Origin of the sequence: Citrobacter sp. Cb080 (assembly GCF_030334745.1) — a bacterium.
GTDB lineage: Bacteria > Pseudomonadota > Gammaproteobacteria > Enterobacterales > Enterobacteriaceae > Citrobacter > Citrobacter braakii.
The window spans coordinates 1-18021 of record NZ_JAOWDG010000061.1 but is presented as its reverse complement, the minus strand read 5'-3'; the positions used below and the strand labels follow the sequence as shown (position 1 = coordinate 18021).

The 18021-nt window shown below is 47.2% G+C and carries 16 protein-coding genes and 1 pseudogene; 5 read left to right on the top strand and 12 right to left on the bottom strand.

Annotated features, from left to right (window positions below; translation table 11 throughout):
• Nucleotides 1-37 precede the first annotated feature (37 nt).
• From OGV38_RS10490 to OGV38_RS10465, 6 genes are all read right to left on the bottom strand, one after another.
• Nucleotides 38-1245, bottom strand: a protein-coding gene (locus OGV38_RS10490; RefSeq protein ID WP_117086587.1) for an IS3 family transposase whose coding sequence is annotated in 2 segments (ribosomal slippage) — nucleotides 38-924 and nucleotides 924-1245 — 1209 coding nt in all. Because the reading frame shifts where the segments join, the coding sequence is not laid out codon by codon here.
• A gap of 328 nt (nucleotides 1246-1573) precedes the next feature.
• Complete coding sequence (locus tag OGV38_RS10485; RefSeq protein ID WP_016157790.1) at nucleotides 1574-2521, bottom strand: fimbrial protein; 948 nt, start codon at nucleotides 2519-2521, stop codon at nucleotides 1574-1576.
• Nucleotides 2512-4974 (bottom strand): fimbria/pilus outer membrane usher protein, encoded by a 2463-nt coding sequence (locus OGV38_RS10480; RefSeq protein ID WP_016157789.1) that lies wholly within the window; start codon nucleotides 4972-4974, stop codon nucleotides 2512-2514. The genes OGV38_RS10485 and OGV38_RS10480 overlap by 10 nt, the downstream gene beginning before the upstream one ends.
• A 25-nt stretch (nucleotides 4975-4999) precedes the next feature.
• Entirely contained in the window at nucleotides 5000-5239 is a 240-nt protein-coding gene (locus OGV38_RS25115; protein ID WP_502874072.1) for a fimbrial biogenesis chaperone, read from the bottom strand.
• A 42-nt stretch (nucleotides 5240-5281) separates the two neighbouring features.
• Entirely contained in the window at nucleotides 5282-5704 is a 423-nt protein-coding gene (locus OGV38_RS25110; protein ID WP_286473280.1) for a fimbrial biogenesis chaperone, read from the bottom strand.
• Between the two features lie 54 nt (nucleotides 5705-5758).
• Nucleotides 5759-6340, bottom strand: a complete 582-nt coding sequence (locus tag OGV38_RS10465; protein ID WP_016157787.1) for a fimbrial protein — start codon at nucleotides 6338-6340, stop codon at nucleotides 5759-5761.
• 481 nt (nucleotides 6341-6821) lie between these two features.
• Here OGV38_RS10465 and OGV38_RS10460 point away from each other — a divergent pair, with 481 nt between their 5' ends.
• The gene (locus OGV38_RS10460) at nucleotides 6822-7484 is read left to right on the top strand and encodes a LuxR C-terminal-related transcriptional regulator (protein ID WP_016157786.1); all 663 of its coding nucleotides are present in this window, start codon (nucleotides 6822-6824) and stop codon (nucleotides 7482-7484) included.
• A gap of 62 nt (nucleotides 7485-7546) precedes the next feature.
• Here OGV38_RS10460 and OGV38_RS10455 read toward each other — a convergent pair whose 3' ends face one another.
• The 3 genes from OGV38_RS10455 to OGV38_RS10445 all read right to left on the bottom strand — a co-directional run bounded on the left by OGV38_RS10455 (nucleotide 7547) and on the right by OGV38_RS10445 (nucleotide 10621).
• A complete protein-coding gene (locus OGV38_RS10455; RefSeq protein WP_016155025.1) occupies nucleotides 7547-9043 on the bottom strand; it encodes a C69 family dipeptidase in 1497 nt (498 codons plus the stop codon).
• A 343-nt stretch (nucleotides 9044-9386) separates the two neighbouring features.
• Nucleotides 9387-9851, bottom strand: coding sequence for a hypothetical protein (locus tag OGV38_RS10450; protein WP_016155024.1), 465 nt, complete (start codon nucleotides 9849-9851; stop codon nucleotides 9387-9389).
• The gene (locus OGV38_RS10445) at nucleotides 9848-10621 is read right to left on the bottom strand and encodes a winged helix-turn-helix domain-containing protein (RefSeq protein ID WP_047358481.1); all 774 of its coding nucleotides are present in this window, start codon (nucleotides 10619-10621) and stop codon (nucleotides 9848-9850) included. The genes OGV38_RS10450 and OGV38_RS10445 overlap by 4 nt, the downstream gene beginning before the upstream one ends.
• Before the next feature lie 577 nt (nucleotides 10622-11198).
• Here OGV38_RS10445 and OGV38_RS10440 point away from each other — a divergent pair.
• Nucleotides 11199-11816: a helix-turn-helix transcriptional regulator gene (locus OGV38_RS10440; protein WP_016155022.1), complete on the top strand. Its 618-nt coding sequence runs from the start codon at nucleotides 11199-11201 to the stop codon at nucleotides 11814-11816.
• Nucleotides 11817-11891: 75 nt separating this feature from the next.
• Nucleotides 11892-14726, top strand: coding sequence for an intestinal colonization autotransporter adhesin MisL (gene misL / locus OGV38_RS10435; RefSeq protein WP_286473279.1), 2835 nt, complete (start codon nucleotides 11892-11894; stop codon nucleotides 14724-14726).
• Nucleotides 14727-14824: 98 nt separating this feature from the next.
• On the opposite strand, the gene OGV38_RS10430 is transcribed toward misL, so the two are convergent.
• A complete protein-coding gene (locus OGV38_RS10430; protein ID WP_075848930.1) occupies nucleotides 14825-15157 on the bottom strand; it encodes a DUF1493 family protein in 333 nt (110 codons plus the stop codon).
• A gap of 296 nt (nucleotides 15158-15453) precedes the next feature.
• Nucleotides 15454-15744: a SymE family type I addiction module toxin gene (locus OGV38_RS10425; RefSeq protein ID WP_286473276.1), complete on the bottom strand. Its 291-nt coding sequence runs from the start codon at nucleotides 15742-15744 to the stop codon at nucleotides 15454-15456.
• A gap of 136 nt (nucleotides 15745-15880) precedes the next feature.
• Between OGV38_RS10425 and OGV38_RS10420 the strand changes: the two genes are divergently transcribed.
• Nucleotides 15881-16072, top strand: coding sequence for a toxin-antitoxin system HicB family antitoxin (locus OGV38_RS10420; protein WP_003844491.1), 192 nt, complete (start codon nucleotides 15881-15883; stop codon nucleotides 16070-16072).
• Nucleotides 16073-16142: 70 nt separating this feature from the next.
• Here OGV38_RS10420 and OGV38_RS10415 read toward each other — a convergent pair.
• Nucleotides 16143-16346, bottom strand: a pseudogene (locus OGV38_RS10415) (DUF6680 family protein); the annotation flags it as partial.
• Between the two features lie 430 nt (nucleotides 16347-16776).
• On the opposite strand from OGV38_RS10415, the gene OGV38_RS10410 reads away from it, so the two are divergent.
• Nucleotides 16777-17984 (top strand): IS3 family transposase gene (locus OGV38_RS10410; RefSeq protein WP_117086587.1). Its coding sequence is split into 2 segments (ribosomal slippage): nucleotides 16777-17098 and nucleotides 17098-17984, totalling 1209 coding nucleotides; the frame shifts between segments, so codons are not numbered across the junction.
• Nucleotides 17985-18021: the final 37 nt, after the last annotated feature.

The window sequence follows — 18021 nt, the reverse complement described above, 5'->3', positions numbered from 1 at the left end:
TGATCTTGACCCTCCATCTCCGAACAGCTTTTGTATCTTAAGTTAACGATGTCCGCTGCCGCCGGTATTCCCTCGGGGAGTGATATCCCAGCGCGCTGTGCGGGTGGTTTTCATTGTAATGCGTGAACGCTACTGCAAGGTTTCGCAGTGCTGTTCTCACATCCGGTTTTGGCATGAACGCGATATAGTCTTCTTTCATCGTTTTCACGAACCGTTCGGCCATGCCATTACTCTGCGGGCTGCTCACCGCTGTTGTGCAGGGCTCCAGATTCAGCTCTCTCGCGAACCTCCGCGTTTCATACGCGGTATACGCTGAACCGTTATCCGTCAGCCACTGCACCGCTGTGTCGGGCAACCTGTCGCCGAAGCGCTTTTCCACCGACCTCAGCATCACATCCTGCACGGTCGAACTGTCATAGCCTCCCGTGCTTGCTGCCCAGTCTATGGCCTCACGGTCGCAGCAGTCCAGCGCGAACGTTACCCGCAGTTTTTCGCCGTTGTCGCAGCCGAACTCGAAGCCATCTGAACACCAGCGCATATCGCTTTCTGCCACCGCTATCTTGCCCTTATGTTCACGCTTCGGTCGCTCTGGTTTGTGATGCAACAACAACAGGTTATGCTCACGCATTATCCTGTAAAGCCGTTTGGCATTCACAGGTAGCTGTCCCTCTGTGCGACGTTGCTTGCGCAGGATGCCCCACACGCGTCGATAACCATAACTCGGCATATCGCTGATAATGTTGAGGATAGCCGACAGTATTTCTGCGTCTGCTTCTTCATTACGCCGGTTACAGCGCCTGTCCTGCCAGTCGGCAGAACGGTTAATCCGCAGTGACAGTTGCGCACGCGACACGCCCATGGTCCGGCAGACCATGGCTATTCCCCGTCCTTTGGCAACAAGGGCGCGTGCGCTATCCATTTTCGCGACTGACCGTACTCCACGGCTTCTTTCAGGATCTCAACTTCCATCGTCTTCTTGCCCAGAAGGCGCTGAAGCTCCCGGACCTGCTTCAGAGCAGCAGTAAGCTCAGAAGCAGGAACGACTTCCTCTCCAGCCGCAACGGCGGTGAGGCTGCCTTCCTGATATTGCTTCTTCCACTTAAACAGCAGGCTGGGCTGGATACCATGCAGGCGGGCGACATGGGAGACATTCATACCCGGCTCCATCGTCTGCTGGATAATGGCGATCTTCTCCTGAGGAGTTTTACGTTTACGGACTTCTTGCCCTAACAGGATCCCGGTCATCTCAAAATTGGCGTTAGTGTTAGACATATATTCAAGCCTATCTCTTATCTGGAGATACAGCTACTGTCCGGTGTTTCAGGGGGCTACATCATTCAGATTCAAGAAAGAGGACTATCCACTCTATTCAAGATATATTTATTTTAAGATGTTGCCGGAGAGTAAATTAAAAAGGAAGGCAGGCTATGATATTGAAATATTCCATTATAACCAAGAGGATCTTAAAAATAAAATAATCACCTGTGAACATTACATTCCGATAGATGTGTAATGTAAAAAAGCTCCACTTGCGTGGAGCAAAGACCTCGCAGTACACCTAGATTAGGATTGATTATTGGTACTCAGCATTGAAATACAAAACTGAACGTACAATGCCGGGACTGACATTGTTAGCTGTTTGATAATACTGAGCATAAAACGGGATGGAATGATTACCTTTATCTTGAGGCGCTAAATAGACATATGAAGGTGTATTGAATTTAACAGGCTGTTGTTGTTGATCTAACACCTGAATGCCGATGCCAGCAGCGCCTTTGAGGTGGATATTCTTTAGTACACCGATAATACTTTGGTGACCATTCTCTGTGTCGCTCCAGCTTAGAATAACCCGGGAAGGCGTGGTAAAATCACTTTTACAGAGAAGGTCGATAGTAAATGGTTTTCTTCCCGCAGTGCTTCCATAGCCTCTGAATTGCTCAAGTGCTATATCGGGCAGTTTGACGTTGATCGAGCGGTTACCTTTGATTGCGCATGACCGGTTGAGCATCGTGATATATTTTGCCGGCACAATGATATCCACCACGGGCAACGATTGAGCCTCACTTCTGATTTGCAGGTTGATGGAACCCGCAGCGGCTCCTGCCGCAAGCTGATCATCCAGTTTGATCAGCTCAATCTTTATTTTGCTGTTTCTGAATTCATCTGCCGTCGCTCTGAAAGTTGATGGCCACTGGATCGTTTGTCCGGTTGAGGTTTCCAGGGTGACTTTAATGCCAATCCCACTCACATTGCTGCGTATAATACCGGGTTGTTTCATTGCGGACCGATCGCCAATAATCTGTGCGGAAAAAGGGTGGTTGTCAGTACAGCCTGACGCCTGAATATTCTGTCGCGAAAGCGTGCGCGTCTGAATAACTCCCCCTGACTGGATTGATTGCTTATCGTTAACGATTTCCGGCGATAAAATAAACTTTTGTGTGGTCAGGGTACATGCAGCACTTGCTGCCTGATGAATGCCCAAGGCACAGCCCAGAATTAAAGCGGTACGTATTACCGACATGTGGCCTCCTGGTTTTTTAACACGATCGTGCATTTCCCTGTTTCCAGTGAAACGAACACTTCTGGTGAGGTGGTTTCATCAATATAAAGCGCACCGCCTTGTCCGACGTAGCCGACATGATTATTGGCATTGTCGCGGATGATGGCACCGAATGGCATTCTCTGCTGACCCTGCAGGCGGGGATAAATAATGTTCTGTTTTCTGAGCGTCGTTTCAAAGGTGACTGGAATGACATTACCTTCGTAAGGCGCAATCTTGGCCTGGGTTTTAGTAAAGTTCAGACCTTCAGTTGAACCTTTTGGATCGATAGTAACGTCATTCACGCGCCACGGACGAAGCCAGGGCAGAATGGCGTAGCCATTTTTATCGAAGCGGGTTCCAGGTACGCCTTCAAGATGAGCGCCATGCGCATCAGGCGCATAGACCAGCGCGACGGTATCTGAGCGCTCTGGTGAAAAGGTTATTCCCCTCGCGTGCCCAACCAGCATGCCACTCATTCCACCGCTTACCTGGTGCCATGAGTTACTCTGACTCCACGTCCCGTTCAGCGAGGTATAAGGCGTACGCACCATGCCGTTTGCTCCCCATTCCACACTACCGCCGCGGAGATAGCCGGTATTGGCTCCCCAAACGATATTGTTTTCCTCATCAGTCGAGGTCGTGAAGCCGAGGCGTGTATTGCTGGCTTTGCCGTTATTGCTGTAGCTATCAGAGGAGATCTGCGTAAAACCGGCGTTATCCCGGGGCAGGAAATAGCTGAATGAGAGCATGATTTGGTCATCTTTGGTGACCGAACCCTGTTGATCCTCATTCCAGAAACGCTGGGCGGATATACTCCAGGTCAGGTTGCCCCAGGCATTGGTGTATCCCACGGCATACTGGCGATAATTATCCTGCTGATCCCAGAACTTCTTAAGAGAGCCGGATAAATAGAATGAACCCCAGGTATCGGATAACGGCTGATTAATACTGGCGCTAAACGACTGCTTCTCGCGTGACGAGAAATATTGGCTGACGAATGCCTGTGCATCCAGGGCATCCAGGGCATCGCGTTGACCGTAAAAGTGATGTGAACTGTATTTTGCTTCCAGCCAGAGCGCGGTTGCCGACCAGGGTAGGGTGCTATTCCATGTCAGACGATACTGTTGTCCTTGTTGACGATTGTCCTCAAGCTTCAGGCGCGATTGGGTGATATCAAGGGCGAATGCGCCGAGTTGGGTGTTCAGACCGCTACCGATGAGGGCTGACTGATAGCGCTCGAATCCAGAGGCCCCGGTATACAACGTTAAATAGTTGTTCAGGCCATACTGCCAGTAGGCCTGGGCTAAAAACGGATCTTCATCATAATTATCTTCATCGACAGTCCCGAGAGTGATGCCATAGCGCGAAATGCCGGGTTTTAGTAGCTGTGGTACCGAAGAGTATGGAACGGTAAAGCGGCGGATACGCCCGTCTGATTCCTGAATCGTGACCAGCAACTCGCCGCCAGTATTCGCGGGCAACACGGAATCAATCGAGAATGGCCCAGCCGGAACCGAGGACTGATGAATGGTTTGACCATCCTGGGTGATGGTAATACGGGCGTTGGTCTCAGCTACGCCGCGAATAATCGGCGCCCAGTTCAGCGTGCTATCCGGGCGCATTAAATCCTCAGAAGCCAATCCCACTCCGAGAATAGCCATACTGTCGAACATCTGGCTGTCAGTATAGAACTTGCCAGCGCTTAACATGGATTTCCAACGAGTGATGGGCCGTTTTAGCGTCGTGCGATTATTGGCGTAATGGCTACCTATTTTGCTGTCCCAATTTTGGCTACCAAAATGTTCAATTAGCCACCCTCCAGCAGAGCTTCGGATATCCATTCCCACCCAGGCGCTGTCCGTACTTGAACGATCGTTACCACGTTGCTGGGTGCTGTAGTAATCGGCGTTATAGCTGAAATTAATCGCCGGCGCCCCTGGTTGCCAGAGTTCAGGTTGGACATAATTGTTTTCGATATTATCAACATAAGCCTGCGGGATGGTGATGCGCAGCTCAAGCTGGCTGGTGTTGAGTCTCTCCGTTGCTTTCCCGCTGGTGTCCCAATCGGCAATGCTGCCGCAGCGTGAAGGGTGAGCTGCCAGCGTTTGATTCATTTTTTCTGGGTTAATGCCCACGCCTTTGAGAAATGCTTCTGAATAACAGCTAACTAAATCGCCGTGATTATCTTTTTTGAATAAGAGTTCACGACGTCCACGCCAGTTATCATTAATATAAATATCTACGATATATGTCCCAGGCAATAAGCCTGCGGCATTAAAGGACTGCAAATCGTTAAGTGAAGCATTGCCCATTAAGATGGCGTTATCGAACTCGTAGCGAGTGCTGTCTTCTGCGTGAGCTCCAACGGAAAATAATGAACCATGAAAAATAATGAAACAGGGTATGGTGAGGATCCTTTTACATAAACCCATTACTAATTCCTTTTATCCCTTTTTATTAATTAATGGTTGTTTTGTGTTCCACAATTCCGCCGTAATCGCTGATTGCTTGTAAAACAACCGATTCACCCTGGCTGACTTGTTGTTTTGCATTGATAGTCGTTCTGCTTTTCGGGGCGACCATGACCCCTTCGTTTATGAGTCCATGGCCTGATGACGTCACAATATCCGCAACCGTGATGAAGAAGGGGGTGGGGTTTACCAGCGTTATGTCACGTTGGTTAGCAATAATTTTTATCTTATTTTCCGCGTTTTGACGGTCACCTAACCCACTGGGTCGCTAGAAAAACTTAAAGCGTGAGCGAATGGCTAAATTGAGCACAGCTGAATTGTCCGTGACGCTATTCTTATCCACGGAAGGAATATCCAGTATGTTAAGCCACCACATAGACTCACGGTCGGTGGCGACAATATTTTTATCAACTGCTTTTTTTATTCTGAGTGATTGCCCATTGCCTGCGTCAACGCGGGCAATGGGTGGAGAAATAATAAATGGAGTGGAAATTTCTTCCGGTAACTTTTCTGGATTTCCCTCATCCAACCATACCTGGGCCAACGATGGATAGTTTCCCGTATTCGTCATTTGTATCGTGATCTCTGCGGAATCTTCAGAGTAAATAAATCGGGTGCCATTGACAATGATATTATTTGCATGTGCGGTAGAGAGAGCAAATAGAGCTAATAAATAAATGAAAATTTTCATGAAGCCTCTATTAAAATAAATGCTATAGCGCAAGGCAGCTATAGCATTGTGTATTTAGAGATAAGTAATGCTATAGTTTGCCTGAGCGCTTACCGGTCCCGGTTGAACATATGATGAACCACTATTTTCACGTGGTATAATGTAACCCACGCTGAATTTATAAGTTAAAGTCGGGCTATCATTGCCATGTCGGAGATCATCTTTCTCAGGTTCAAATCGGTCATTCTTATTCCTCAGGTTAATATTTTTTTCGCGATTATCCTTAAGGACTAGCGCTACGTTTTGGGCTCCACCCCTTGTCGTGTTTTTGAGATATCCATCGTGAGTTAGAGGGGAATTAACATTCCAGGCTAATTTGGGAACTATTTTTTCATTAATATAGCATCCCTTCACTTTAATACTGAATTGCTGGAGTTGCGTTGCATGTAATTTGCTAACTGATGTATTGAGAACTGGGTTTAATTTTACCTGTTTATCTTTATCACCGGCTTCAATTATGCACGAATTGGAATAGACATGACCGGAAAAATTAACAACGCCTTTTTGATCCCTGTTGGGGCCATGTCCAACATCTGCCATAGCGGAAGGAATTGCGATGGCACAGCTAATTAAACTTATAATGGATAGTTTACTCATAATGCGCTCCTCATTTAGAGATAGATCGTCCCTATTATCAGTAACATTGTCTGGGCTCCTTTTTTCTTGCGCCCTGTAAGGCTGTCGCCCGCTATCAATTATGTTAGATAAATTATTGTTGTACATCGTAGATTGGACGTATTTCACTCATCCTATAATATTAATAATGATCATTAACTATGAGTATTAATGAATTATTATTATCTATAAGCAGATTGTGAGTAAGATAGTCCTTTACTCAAAGGTCAAATAAAAATACTTGGAATACAATATGTTATGTTTGTATTGTGATAATTCTTTAAGTGCTATAAAGAAAAATCGAATCCTGCGCTCGGAAAAAGCGAATGATCGAATTGCACAATTAGCTAAATTCTTATAATTCAATCAGATTATCTTTAATCTTAAGTAGTGACTTGTTATTGGCTTGGCATGCAATAACGATAAGGAATATTGTCAATCATCATTTGAATGAAGGCTACATATGCTTAACATGGACAGTAAGATAATACTCATTAGCAACCAATCAATACAGACGCAACTCTTGCTGGATTATCTCAATAAGCAAAACGATATCTTGGTTGATTTTGTTAACATTAGCAGACCAGACATGTCATTTATCGTTGAGGGAAGTATCATCCTCTATGATATACAGGCATCAAGCCGTAAATTAAAAAATGTCTGGTCAAAATTACTCAATGACAGCGCATATAGTTTGCGCGTTTATATTATTAACTGCCTGCGGTCGCTCCCACTCTATGAGAGCATGCTATGGCCAAATTTTGAGTCGATCGTACCAAATAATTGCTCTACAGAATATTTGTTAGAACTCCTTAAAGAGGGGCTAAAAACCTCCCGTCCACCACGCTCACTGTCACCGCTGCCAGAGTATGTAAACCTCACGCCATCAGATAATAACTACGGCATTTTAACCGAAAGAGAATATGAAATTTTAACTGAGTTGTCGAAAGGTGCGTCTAATGTAGAAATTGCTAACGCATTTTTTATTAGTGAAAATACAGTGAGAACGCATATTTATAATATCTTTAAAAAGATATCTGTGAATAACCGAACTCAGGCAGCCTGCTGGGCCAACTTGCATCTAAGAAGTCTGGCTCTCGATCAACTGCCGCGGAAGGAAATGTAAACCGTACTACTGGCGCAAAGTTTTGAAGCTTACTTTGCGCCAGCATGTCATCGTGTCGTTACTCAGTCTTTTTTCGCAGCGTTTGCAAAGAAGATATCAGACTGAATGTCTTTAGTGCGGATGGTAAAGAGCTGATTAGTCAGATCTTCCGTCAGCTTCTCGGCATCGGCCATGATGCGCAAGTTGAAGTCATTCAGCATCTTATCTGCGGCAGGTTTATCGGTTTTCGCCATCTTCAGATATTTTGCTTCGACCTCTTTTTGCTCCTTCGCCACTTTATCTTCCCATGCTTTGTAGGCTTTTTTGACGATTGGCGCGAGCTTCGGATAATCGGTCATCGTCAGCGTCTGTAACTTACGGTATTTCCAGTAAATGGACTGATCGTCCGCTTTATCGGTACCCATCGTATAGTTTGCAGGATACGCTTTCAGGCCGCTGTAGTACGGAACAAACGCGGTGAGGTCGGCCATACCCAGACCAATGTAGGTCGTTTCACCAATCTCTTTTGGCAACCACGGACGGACCTGCATCACGTGTGCTTCATAGGTGCGGAAGACGCTAACCGGACGCCATGGCTCTTTGCCGTTCAGACCGTTGGTGTACGGGTCATGGCTGGTGCCTTCGTAATGGTTACGCAGCACGGCCTTCACATCGTCCAGCGTCATCTTCTTCTCTGGCGTCATGAACACCGGAAATTCGCGCCCTTTGGCCATATCCTGATTTACGGAAGGATTGAACTCTTTCTGGATGGTCCATACGCGAGGATCGTTATACGTGCGGTCACGCTCATCATCACGGGTATAGGCTTTGGAGAAGTTGAATTTGCCATCTTTTGCCGGTTCGTACAGACCTTTTTCGGTCGCAAATTGAATCAGGTTTTTTGACGCCATCATGTCCGGGTTTTTAGGGTCGTAATCCTGTAAGCGGCCCTGATTACCGGTGGCAAAATACTGGTTATTCGGCAGGCGCTGCGCCATCCACTGGTGACCGCTGCCGGTTTCCAGGTACCAGATTTCGTTATCGTCAACGACGGCCACGCCAAAACCTTCCCCAGCGCCGACGGTCTCAACGATATGACCCAGTAGCGCCACGGCTTCACGCGCGGTTTTGCTCTGGGACAACAGAATATCCGGGATATCATCTTCGGTGATCCCTTTATCTTCAACGTAGGGGTCGGCAGCCAGTGCTTTTGCTGAGGCAAAAATAGATTCTGTACCGCTCACGCCAACGCCCAATTCGTTAAATCCGGTCGCGCCGTGCAGTTGGGTTTTCCAGTTTGGAACGGTGGTATAACGCAGAGAGTTTTTGGGTAGCGGCCAGGTAAAGTCATTTGCGCCATTATGTGCTTTGGTGCTGTATACCCCGGTCTGATTCTGCTTGGCCGGATGAATGACAAAATGCTGCGCTTTCAGGGCATCACTGTCAGCGCTACGGGCTACCAGCATGGAGCCGTCCGCTGATGCTTCATTACCGACCAATAGGGTCGTACAAGCAAAACCTGATGAAACAACGGCCAAATTTATAGAAAGTGCAATCAGGCACTTTTTAAAAGTAAACATTACGTATCCCTCATATGTACGCCAAAAATACACCGGAAACACACCGTTTCCTGAAATGCGATAACGCCTGAACGCTCAGACATTGCTCGCGAGAGAGATAAACGCCCCTGTCCACGTCTTCTCCAAATATCCATCCGTAGGTTGAAGTCTTCTGGGCAAAATAAAACGCCCATTTCGCTTAATTATTGCGCAATGGATATCGTGGTATTCAGGATGTTTCCTGATTCGGGATGAAGAATAGCAATGGGATATGAGTGGATTCAGTGACCCATGTCGCGTAAGTCGATGATGGCAAATATGAATTCTATTGAAGGGGGCGTGCTTTTTGTATCCGGATATGACGTTACCTTTTGCGGCAATACAGCGAGGGGACATTTGAGCTGGCAAAAATCCATGCGCCCTTATACTCCTCCATAACCAGGCTCAGGTTTCGTCCGCTTTGACGGTAAAATCCGGGTAATGTGTTGTTAATATCAGCTTCATCGGCGCTATCAGCGAAGGTTTTGACCACCTGCATTGCCTGTAGCACTCGGGCTTCGTGCTGCCGGGTATAACTGAAATAGATGTTCCTGCTAATGTCTGAGGTATTACGTCCGTACAGTTTTCCGGTAATGGTCGCTAGCCCTGCATCTTTGTACATCCGAAATGAAACCGTACCTGCAAAGCGGTTGCTGCCAATATTCCATTCGACATTTCCAACGCAATTTAGCTGCTTTTCGGCATAGCGTGAATGCCATAGCCATCCGCCTGAGCCGAGCAATGTCGCCACGCCGATTACGATTAAAATAAGGTGGTGTATTTTTTTCATTGCCCGCGCATCCAGTAATAATGGGTAGTACAAAACGCGTACGCATCTACCCGTGCATCTTTATCACAAACAAATGCCACGATCCTCTCCGCTTTACGGTAGCCAGAAAGGAAAACATGCTTGTTGTTTTCACAGAGAGAAGGGTGCAGTTGCATCAGATTGAAATAATTTTCCTGATCGTGATCATTCAGTGAGTAATAAATTTTACAGTTTTGCCGAGATGGGACCTGCATAGAAACAGAAATGAATTTACTAAACGGCATAACAGGACGTGTCTGATACCACACCAGCCAGATAATCAAAGTGGCAATAACGATGCCAGCGCTAAATATAATATTCCACCAGGGGACCCGCGTCGTTTGTTGTGCCGCGGGAGGAATTATCTTTGGGGGCGCGTATTCCTCTATTAGCGGTGACTGGAAAACTTCACTCTGAAGATGCGTTATCGCCTCTACCTGCGTATTTCCATTTAATCTGAGTCCGCGTCGTGAAATAGTTTTCACCGTATCACGTGGCAGACCCACATCCGCCAGCGCGTTACGTAGCGTCAGAATAGCCTGGTAAAATGTGTTGGTTGTGGTCACATTATTTCTCTCACCCCAACCCACTTTTATCAATGTGTTCTGCGAAACAATGTCACTTGCGTGAGTAATTAAATAGAGAAAGCAAAGCGAAGCTGGGAGCTGAAGTTGTATTGCGCGCCCGGTCTGACGATTGACCAGACTTTTGCTGTCAGGATTAAATTCGACCAACTGATTGATAAGGTACAATTGCCCAGCCCTCAGTAACTATAACGTATCACCGCGTGTGCCTACACATACCTTAAATTTTACATCCAAATCGTGAATATGCCTCACTCTTTGTACGTGATCGAAGATAAGAATTTCACTTAAGGATTAAAAATACTTTAAATACAACGTGTTACGTGTGTAAATTCTTAGGTGAGTATTAACTAATGTTAAATAATGAGAATTCATTACAGTTTTATCTGAATTCTCATTATATTTATCAACAGCACTTCAAGGGGGATTGAGTTATCAGGATTGTGTAATTAATAAGAGCCCCTTTCATTGGTTAATTTTTAGCAAATAGTGCTTTTTTAATTTTTATTCTGGGATTTGGATTTATGCATAAAATTCCTAATACCCAGACTGTTATTCTGAGATAAAGCAGAAAAAAGCTTAGCGCAATCGCATTGCTTACAGCCTATTCATAATAGCGTATCAGGAGTTTATTACATTTTTTAAGTGTCACTGTTATTAACTGACAAGGAATGTCATACGTGTCGGATTGACACATTTATTTACCAATGAAATATTTATGGAAAAATAACAGGAGTCATTTTTGATGAAGAGATCACCATCACAGAGTGTTCGTTGCATAAGCTGTGAATTATCCTGTCAATTATTTCCGGATACTGTGGTACGCGCCAACTACTGTCACCGAGCCACTTTTGCGATCTGGCCAGAGGGAAATAGTTTTCTGCAAAAAGGAATTATTGAAAAACTTCTCCTTAATAATCAAAATCATTTGTCGCGTGGGTTTATTTTTGTGGACTTTTCCTTCCCAAACTTGCGCCTGTTCGCCGATCCGCAATGGGTTGACCGGCTGGCCTACAGCGGTATGTATATTGTGTTGATAGCGGACAGGAATCTCGCGCCGTTAGCCAACTACTGGCTGTCGAAAAGCAATAAAATACAAGGGATTATATATTCCGATGATGATGATGAAGTTCAGCATCAGAAAATTCGCCGATTATTTACCGGCCACCTTGCGAACAGTAAACGCGGACGCTCACTCAACTATACAGAAATGATATTACTGAAGCGGTTTGTGTCAGGGAAAAGTATTCAGCAAATTACCAAAATAGATAATATAGATATTAAGAAAATATATGTCTACAAGCTCAGGCTTGAAGATAAATTAGGCCATAGCATTCATCAAATACTGTCGAATATTTTATAACGCATTTTTGATTCTTACTATTTTCACATCTTTGCGATGTGGTGGACGCCCTACGCCCGAAAGCAGGAGGCTATTATGAAAAAACCTAAGCATTACTCACGCATTGCGATAGCGGTATCAACCGCGTTAACGTCAATGGTATTTTCAACCCACGCGGCCTGGATTGATATTGATAGTCTTCCTGCCAGTGGATTGGTGAGCAGTCTTTCGCCGGAGTTGCAGGCTTTATTTCCTGCACAGACGAATGACAGTTTCAAAAAAAACAGCGAAACGCCGAATTATGTTTATCAGTGGAGTGCCGGTACCATTCCCGTTTATGGTCATGGATTAACGCTGAATGGGCCAGGAGGAGAAGCCTTCGACCACACCATTACCGTTATTCAGAACAGCGCGACGGGTAGCCCGGGCGTTATTTTCGGTGACGACCTTACGATTCGCACACAGTCAAAGAATGCCGCTAATAATGGTAAAGATGTTGACGGTATCCGCACGCACGGGGCTAATACGCCGGATAATCCAGTCTTTATTATCACCGGGGATCGCACCAGTATTTATGTGGACGGCCAGGATGGTGATGGTATTAACGCCGGATACAACGCCATCGGTCAGGGTGGGATAGGCTCAGCAAACATCTACGTCGGCGACGATCTGTATATTCAAACCACCGGTAACCAGGGACGTGGCATCACCGCCAACGCGTTTAGAGACGCAACGCTTGCCAAAAATACGATTATTGTCGGCGATCGTGCCCACATTGTGACTACCGGTAACAGCTCAGAGGGAATCCGCTCCGGACAGAGCGGGTCCTCAATCCGCCTTGGCAATGACGCCACCATCGAGACATCGGGCACTTCCTCAATAGGGGTCTACGCCGCCTCATCTTCCAAAACGGAACTGGGCAATAACGCCACTATTTCGGTGAGCGGAGCCAGCGCCCATGCGGTCTATTCCTATAATGCGACGGTGAATCTGGGTGATAATGCGACGATTCGTGTTAACAGCATCGATAAAGTTTACTCATTCAGCAAGGCCCCACGCGGCCTGTATGCGATTTCACGCGGCACGGTAAATCTCGGTGGCGGCGCTACTATTGCTATGGCGGGCAATCACAGCAATGAAAGCTATGCCATCAGTACAGAAACGGGCGGCATCGTCGACGGTTCTGCTGGCGGGCGTTTCCTTATCGACGGCGATCTTCACGCCGCCGGTGCTACTGCCGCAAACAACACCCAGCCGCAGCAAAACAGTACCATCAAACTCAATATGACTGACAACTCGTTGTGGAGTGGGGCGTCATACGTCACCAGCGCCACTGCCGGGACGGGGGTTATCTCGCTGCAAATGAGCGATGCGACCTGGAACATGACCAACAGCTCAACGCTCACTGACCTGACTCTGAACGGCGGGTCAGTGGTGAACTTTGGGCATGCTGACGGCGAACCGTGGCAGACGCTTACTATCAATGAAGATTTTACCGGCAACGGCGGAAAACTCGTTTTCAATACCGTCCTGAATGACGATACCTCCGAAACCGACAAGCTGAAAGTGCTCGGCAACACCGCGGGTAACGCATTTGTGGCAGTGAACAATATTGGCGGAACCGGGGCGCAATCCATTGAAGGTATTGAGATCATCGAAGTGGCCGGTAATTCTGACGGTACTTTTGAGAAAGCGGGCCGTATTGTTGCCGGTGCGTACGACTATAACGTGGTGCAAAAGGGCAGCAACTGGTATCTGACCAGCTTTATTCCTGCTCCGCCGGATCCGGAAGAGCCGGACCCCGTCGATCCGGACCCGGTTGACCCTATTGACCCAGATCCCGTTGACCCGGACCCGGTTGACCCTATTGACCCAGGTCCTGTTGACCCGGACCCGGTCGATCCTGTCGACCCGATTATCCCTGAGCCGGAAGAACCTGTTGAGCCCCCTGTCACTGAGCAGCAGTACCGCCCGGAAGCAGGCAGTTATCTGGCGAACAACTACGCTGCTAACACGCTGTTCATGACCCGACTCCACGATCGTCTGGGGGAAACGCAGTACGTCGATATGCTGACGGGCGAGAAAAAAGTCACCAGTCTGCGGATGCGTAACGTCGGGGCACATACCCGCTTCAAAGACGGTAGCGGGCAGTTGAAAACCCAAAGCAACAGCTATGTCCTGCAGTTAGGCGGTGACCTGGCGCAGTGGAGTAGCGACGGTCTCGACCGCTGGCACCTCGGCGCGATGGCTGGTTATGCCAACAGCCAGAACCGCACGCAGTCCAGTCTGACCGGCTACCATTCACGTGGTCAGGTCACTGGTTACAGCGTGGGACTGTACGGCACCTGGTATGCCAATGACGCTGACAAGACCGGTACTTATGTAGACACCTGGGTGCTGTACAACTGGTTTGATAACAAGGTGATGGGTCAGGAGCAGGCGACGGAGAAATATAAATCCAGCGGGATCACCGCTTCTGTTGAAGCCGGTTACAGCTTCAAACTGGGTGAAAACGAGCGCAACAGCTATTGGCTGCAACCGAAAGCTCAGGTGGTGTGGATGGACGTGCAGGCCGACAGCCACCGCGAAGCGAACGGCACCCGCGTGAAGGACAACACCGATGGCAACCTGATGGCCCGTCTGGGGGTAAAAGCCTTTATCAACGGTCACAACGCCATCGACGACGGTAAATCTCGTGAGTTCCAGCCGTTTGTTGAAGCCAACTGGATCCACAACACGCAGACGACTCGCGTGAAGATGGACGATGTGAGCAACGACATGCGTGGCACCAAGAACATTGGCGAGCTGAAAGTCGGTGTTGAAGGTCAAATCACTCCGCGCCTCAACGTGTGGAGCAACGTGGCCCAACAGGTTGGTGACAAAGGCTACAGCGATACCCGCGGTATGCTGGGCGTGAAATATAACTTCTGACGTAGTTGCAGGTAATGGAAAAGCCGCTGATTAATGGGTCAGCGGCTTTATTTTTTGTGGAAGCGGTAGGTCGGATAAATGGCATCCGTCAATAAGGTTCAGTCATAAAGCCATTTACCCGCTTTTGCAGACTCTGCCAGCATGCGGAGTGTTAATGGCTGTGGCTCATCGTCATCTCTGCTACAGGTAAACATTGCATAAAGTATGAATGTCTCAATAGGCCAATATTTATAGAAATCGAAATTGGCGCAATCAACATTGAAAGTTGCAAAGTAAGTATCCATGATGTCTGCACCCGTTTCACTGGCCCACACATAATCTCCCGTTGAAAGGCTGGTATCGAGAGTGACTGGCCAACGCTTTTTAAAGAATAAGCTGGGTTTATTAAATGTTTCATCGTACCAGGCGATGATATCATCATCACTTACCATAGCTTATCTTTACCTCTGACGTCTTTGAGACAGAGGTAAACAGTAATTGCCATTTTAACAACTCATTTTGTTGAAAAATAATATATGAGGGTTTTTACGATTGGTTTGCAATAGTGAAAACATTAATAATAGAGAAAAATAAATAAATCATTCCACAGTTAAATTTAAAATAGCCATATATAATTAGGATGATTGGTTATGGAAGAGTGATTCATTTTGAAAGTAGGCCGGATAAGCGTTAGCGCCATCCGGCACCTGGTAAACCTATAAGTAACGCTTACAGGTTCAGTTATATGTTACTGAAGAGTCGCCAGCGTGCTCCCAATTCTATTCAGCTTCTGATTTGCCTCTTTCAACTCATCCTGCAACCGTTGCTCCTGCTCACCATAGACCATCAGGACGATGCAGCCATTCATCACTTTTACGGTAATCTGTTGCCCGGTATCAAACCCCGCTTCGCGTAGCCACTCGCCGGAAAGAATAATTTTGGGTGGGGATTTGTCGAAAACATTCGGGCGATATCCCACAATTACCGAACGCTCGGTTCCAGATTGGTCGGTGTCTGGGGTAGAATGCGAATCAGCCATAATCAACTCCTTGATAGTTGGTGAGGTTAGCTCTCGTCGGGTACTGCGAATACCGGGCGAGAGCGTTTATGAGTCAGGTCGTCAGATATAAAGGTACGTACCTGATTGGTGGTATACTGCTCTTGTAGGTACGTACATGTCAACAGCTAAACGCGACCCAAATCAGTCTAAATCCGGAAAAGCACCAACTTTCCAGATTCGTATCACACCCGAGTTAAAGGCGCAGTTCGAGGCTGCGGCAAAGGCAGAGGGGATGAGTTTGGGGAATTGGCTCAAAACCTTGGGGAGAAATGAATTACGTAAATTAGGTATTGAGCCAGAAATGTAGGTTAGTTCTATTAAGAATTTTGAGCGTCAGAGGGTTCGGGAAAAGAAACTACATCCATTTTCAATGCTGTTTAACCAGAGAAAATTGAAGCCATCCCTTTGCGAATTTTTAGATTATCTAAATTTATTTGCCCGTGAGCAACAGCTATATAAATAGTATTCTGCAAATGAACTCGATCAAAATCGTAGCCTATATCTTTAGCCATAACAGAAAGTAAATTCGCAAAAAGTCTATGGCTAGTCTGATCCCATATCGTGTTACCACTCTCACTTTCTGGAAAGTGTGTGCATAAAGGAGTGTTTTTCGATAAGTTTTTGTACTCGGACTGCGAGCAAAGGACTTAAAAGTGTAGCAAAACAGTAGCGGCAGTTAGTGCTAAATTTATTGTCTTTTCCTTAATTCTGAAGGTTATGACAATTGAGACGAAATAAAATCTTTGAGGATGATATGAGCATTTTGGCGGAGATCACAGGAGTTCGTATTGATTCATAAGCTGATGTTTTATATTGTTATTTTTTCTTGATTCTGATGTGATTATACACATTGCTATACACATGTGCTGTGGCACAGTGTATAGCAATGTAACTCCGGCTCAATCCAACTTGGTCACTACTGATGTAGCCCCCTGAAACACCGGACAGTAGCTGTATCTCCAGATAAGAGATAGGCTTGAATATATGTCTAACACTAACGCCAATTTTGAGATGACCGGGATCCTGTTAGGGCAAGAAGTCCGTAAACGTAAAACTCCTCAGGAGAAGATCGCCATTATCCAGCAGACGATGGAGCCGGGTATGAATGTCTCCCATGTCGCCCGCCTGCATGGTATCCAGCCCAGCCTGCTGTTTAAGTGGAAGAAGCAATATCAGGAAGGCAGCCTCACCGCCGTTGCGGCTGGAGAGGAAGTCGTTCCTGCTTCTGAGCTTACTGCTGCTCTGAAGCAGGTCCGGGAGCTTCAGCGCCTTCTGGGCAAGAAGACGATGGAAGTTGAGATCCTGAAAGAAGCCGTGGAGTACGGTCAGTCGCGAAAATGGATAGCGCACGCGCCCTTGTTGCCAAAGGACGGGGAATAGCCATGGTCTGCCGGACCATGGGCGTGTCGCGTGCGCAACTGTCACTGCGGATTAACCGTTCTGCCGACTGGCAGGACAGGCGCTGTAACCGGCGTAATGAAGAAGCAGACGCAGAAATACTGTCGGCTATCCTCAACATTATCAGCGATATGCCGAGTTATGGTTATCGACGCGTGTGGGGCATCCTGCGCAAGCAACGTCGCACAGAGGGACAGCTACCTGTGAATGCCAAACGGCTTTACAGGATAATGCGTGAGCATAACCTGTTGTTGTTGCATCACAAACCAGAGCGACCGAAGCGTGAACATAAGGGCAAGATAGCGGTGGCAGAAAGCGATATGCGCTGGTGTTCAGATGGCTTCGAGTTCGGCTGCGACAACGGCGAAAAACTGCGGGTAACGTTCGCGCTGGACTGCTGCGACCGTGAGGCCATAGACTGGGCAGCAAGCACGGGAGGCTATGACAGTTCGACCGTGCAGGATGTGATGCTGAGGTCGGTGGAAAAGCGCTTCGGCGACAGGTTGCCCGACACAGCGGTGCAGTGGCTGACGGATAACGGTTCAGCGTATACCGCGTATGAAACGCGGAGGTTCGCGAGAGAGCTGAATCTGGAGCCCTGCACAACAGCGGTGAGCAGCCCGCAGAGTAATGGCATGGCCGAACGGTTCGTGAAAACGATGAAAGAAGACTATATCGCGTTCATGCCAAAACCGGATGTGAGAACAGCACTGCGAAACCTTGCAGTAGCGTTCACGCATTACAATGAAAACCACCCGCACAGCGCGCTGGGATATCACTCCCCGAGGGAATACCGGCGGCAGCGGACATCGTTAACTTAAGATACAAAAGCTGTTCGGAGATGGAGGGTCAAGATCA

Excerpts from the sequence above, each read along its gene's own strand:
- OGV38_RS10485 (WP_016157790.1), bottom strand. The coding sequence starts at position 2,521 with ATGTCGGTAATACGTACCGCTTTAATTCTGGGCTGTGCCTTGGGCATT.
- OGV38_RS10480 (WP_016157789.1), bottom strand. The coding sequence starts at position 4,974 with ATGGGTTTATGTAAAAGGATCCTCACCATACCCTGTTTCATTATTTTT.
- OGV38_RS25110 (WP_286473280.1), bottom strand. The coding sequence starts at position 5,704 with ATGAAAATTTTCATTTATTTATTAGCTCTATTTGCTCTCTCTACCGCA.
- OGV38_RS10465 (WP_016157787.1), bottom strand. The coding sequence starts at position 6,340 with ATGAGTAAACTATCCATTATAAGTTTAATTAGCTGTGCCATCGCAATT.
- OGV38_RS10460 (WP_016157786.1), top strand. The coding sequence starts at position 6,822 with ATGCTTAACATGGACAGTAAGATAATACTCATTAGCAACCAATCAATA.
- OGV38_RS10455 (WP_016155025.1), bottom strand. The coding sequence starts at position 9,043 with ATGTTTACTTTTAAAAAGTGCCTGATTGCACTTTCTATAAATTTGGCC.
- OGV38_RS10450 (WP_016155024.1), bottom strand. The coding sequence starts at position 9,851 with ATGAAAAAAATACACCACCTTATTTTAATCGTAATCGGCGTGGCGACA.
- OGV38_RS10440 (WP_016155022.1), top strand. The coding sequence starts at position 11,199 with ATGAAGAGATCACCATCACAGAGTGTTCGTTGCATAAGCTGTGAATTA.
- misL (WP_286473279.1), top strand. The coding sequence starts at position 11,892 with ATGAAAAAACCTAAGCATTACTCACGCATTGCGATAGCGGTATCAACC.
- OGV38_RS10430 (WP_075848930.1), bottom strand. The coding sequence starts at position 15,157 with ATGGTAAGTGATGATGATATCATCGCCTGGTACGATGAAACATTTAAT.
- OGV38_RS10425 (WP_286473276.1), bottom strand. The coding sequence starts at position 15,744 with ATGGCTGATTCGCATTCTACCCCAGACACCGACCAATCTGGAACCGAG.
- OGV38_RS10420 (WP_003844491.1), top strand. The coding sequence starts at position 15,881 with ATGTCAACAGCTAAACGCGACCCAAATCAGTCTAAATCCGGAAAAGCA.